Origin of the sequence: Streptomyces phytophilus (assembly GCF_013870535.1) — a bacterium.
Taxonomy (GTDB): Bacteria; Actinomycetota; Actinomycetes; order Streptomycetales; family Streptomycetaceae; genus Streptomyces; species Streptomyces phytophilus.
Map to the genome: position 1 here is coordinate 1 of NZ_JACBXC010000928.1, position 2,449 is coordinate 2,449.

The window sequence follows — 2,449 nt, forward strand, 5'->3', positions numbered from 1 at the left end:
CGCCACCGGGTCTCCGCGGACCGGCAGGACCCGTCCGGGAACAGTTGGTGGACGGCCTCCGACAGCGGTTCTGAGCCCAGTGCGGCAAGCATGCGCGTCCCCCTCGATCGGCGCTGCACTCGTCCGCCCCGGGGCCGCCGCGCCCCGCCCCGGCGCCCTCCCCCGGCCGCGGCGCCCCGGCCGGTGCTTTTCGTGATCGGATAGCGACTGATCGCCCTAGTGACTGCGGCCTGACGCTGCTCTACATTTCGAGCGCATTGCAAGAGATTGAGAGCTCAGGGGACGGAGCCGCCATGAGTGTGCAAGCACCCCCGGACGCGCCGCGAAAGCCGCGTCCGGAACCGAAGAGCGTCATCCTGTGGACCGCCGTCGCCCTGGTGGGCGCCGTCGGCTGGACCGTGCTGGCGCTCTCCCGGGGCGAGGAGGTCTCGGCGGCCTGGATGGTGGCCGCGGCCCTCGGCTCGTACGCCATCGGCTACCGCTTCTACTCGAAGTTCATCGCCTACCGCGTGCTCAAGGCCGACAAGACGCGCGCCACCCCGGCCGAACGGCTCGACAACGGCATCGACTTCCAGCCGACCGACCGCCGTGTGCTCCTCGGCCACCACTTCGCGGCCATCTCCGGCGCGGGACCGCTGGTCGGCCCGGTGCTCGCGGCGCAGATGGGCTTCCTGCCGGGCACGATCTGGATCGTCGCGGGCGTGATCTTCGCGGGTGCGGTCCAGGACATGGTGGTGCTGTTCTTCTCCACCCGCCGCAACGGCCGTTCGCTCGGCCAGATGGCGCGCGAGGAGATCGGCCCGGTGGGCGGCGCCGCCGCGCTGCTCGCCGTCTTCGCCATCATGATCATCCTGCTGGCGGTGCTGGCGCTCGTCATCGTCAACGCCCTGGCGGAGTCCCCGTGGGGCACCTTCTCCATCGGCATGACGATCCCGATCGCCCTGTTCATGGGCTTCTACCTGCGGATGATCCGGCCGGGCCGGATCGCCGAGGTGTCCCTCATCGGCATCGCCCTGCTGCTGCTCGCGCTGGTCGCGGGCCGGTGGGTGGCCGAGTCCTCGCTCGCGGACACGTTCACGCTGAGCAAGGAGTCGCTGGTCATCTGGATGGTGATCTACGCCTTCATCGCCTCGGTGCTGCCGGTGTGGACGCTGCTCGCGCCGCGCGACTACCTGTCGACGTTCATGAAACTCGGCACCATCGCGCTGCTGTTCATCGGCGTGCTCGTGGCCGCGCCGACGCTGAAGATGGAGGGCGTCACCGACTTCGCCAAGGACGGCACGGGACCGGTCTTCGCCGGCTCGCTCTTCCCGTTCGTCTTCATCACCATCGCCTGCGGCGCCCTGTCCGGCTTCCACGCCCTCATCTCCTCCGGCACCACACCGAAGATGGTGCAGAAGGAGACGCAGGTGCGGATGATCGGCTACGGGTCCATGCTGATGGAGTCCTCCGTGGCGATCGTGGCGATGATCGCCGCGTGCGTGCTGGACCCGGGCCTCTACTTCGCGATGAACTCCGCGCCCACCGTGATCGGCGACACCGCGCAGTCGGCGTCGGAGGCGATCCAGGGCTTCGGGTGGGAGATCACACCGGCGGCACTGCAGGCGGCGGCGGACTCCGTCGAGGAGCCGTCGCTGCTGTCCCGTACGGGCGGCGCACCGACGTTCGCCCTGGGCGTCTCGGAGATCTTCTCCAACGTGACCGGGGACAGCCTCAAGGCGTTCTGGTACCACTTCGCGATCATGTTTGAGGCGCTCTTCATCCTCACCGCGCTCGACGCGGGCACCCGGGTGGGCCGCTTCATGCTGCAGGACACCCTGGGCAACATCTACAAGCCGCTCAAGCGCGTCAGCTGGTGGCCGGGGCTCATCGGCACCAGCGCGGTCGTCGTGGGCCTGTGGGGCTACTTCCTGTGGGTCGGCGTCAACGACCCCCTCGGCGGCATCAACCAGCTCTTCCCGCTCTTCGGCATCACCAACCAGCTGCTCGGCGCGGTCGCGCTGACGATCTGCACGACGCTGCTGATCAAGTCGGGGCGGCTGAAGTGGGCGTGGGTGACGGGCATCCCGCTGATCTGGGTCGCGGTGGTGACGCTCACCGCGAGCTGGCAGAAGGTGTTCTCGGACGACCCGCGGGTCGGCTTCTTCGCCCAGGGCGACGTGGCGCAGGAGGGCATCGACTCCGGCAAGCTGTCGGGGCAGGAGCTGGAGGACGCCGAGACGATCGTCACCAACACGACGGTCGACGGGGTGCTGTCGGCGGTCTTCGCGCTGCTGGTGGTCGTCGTGATTGTGGACGCGGCCCGGGTGTGCGTGAAGTCGCTGCGCAACCCCGACTCCGTCGTCAGCCGCGAGGAGCCGTACCACGAGTCCTCCTTCATCGCGCCGGCGCAACTGATCGCGACCAAGGAGGAGAAGAAGGAGCTGGCCGCGGCCGGGCTGGGCAGCGG

1 protein-coding gene is annotated in these 2,449 nt (G+C 69.2%); it reads left to right on the forward strand.

Translation table 11 applies throughout. The annotated features are described in order from the left end of the window. Positions 1 to 293 precede the first annotated feature (293 nt). Positions 294 to 2,449, forward strand: a 2,156-nt coding sequence (locus H5J30_RS27285; protein WP_181789979.1) for a carbon starvation CstA family protein, incomplete at its 3' end; no start/stop codon positions are given.